This window comes from Campylobacter sp. RM9334, from assembly GCF_020138145.1.
Classification (GTDB): domain Bacteria; phylum Campylobacterota; class Campylobacteria; order Campylobacterales; family Campylobacteraceae; genus Campylobacter_E.
In genome coordinates this window covers 1-287 of the sequence record NZ_JACGAX010000069.1, presented here as the reverse complement: position 1 = coordinate 287, position 287 = coordinate 1, and the positions used below count along the sequence as shown (strand labels likewise).

Here is a 287-nt window from a genome sequence, read left to right as displayed (position 1 = left end):
AAAAGGCGCACAAGCAATGATGAATATTGCTGAATCAGCTCAAAAAGCTCTTGAAGCAATCAGAAGTGACCTTGGTTCTGTTCAAAACCAACTTGTTTCAACTGTTAATAATATTTCAGTTACTCAAGTAAATGTTAAATCAGCTGAAAGTAATATTAGAGATGTTGACTTTGCATCTGAGAGTGCTACATTTAGTAAACACCAAATCCTAGCTCAATCAGGTGTATATGCAATGAGCCAAGCTAACGCTGTTCAACAAAACGTAATGAGATTATTACAGTAGTAAT

General features: G+C 34.8%; 1 protein-coding gene. It reads left to right on the top strand.

What is annotated here, in order from left to right; all coding sequences use genetic code 11:
• Positions 1-283, top strand: a 283-nt coding sequence (locus tag AVBRAN9334_RS10155) for a flagellin (RefSeq protein ID WP_336607749.1), incomplete at its 5' end; no start/stop codon positions are given.
• Between the last annotated feature and the right edge of the window lie 4 nt (positions 284-287).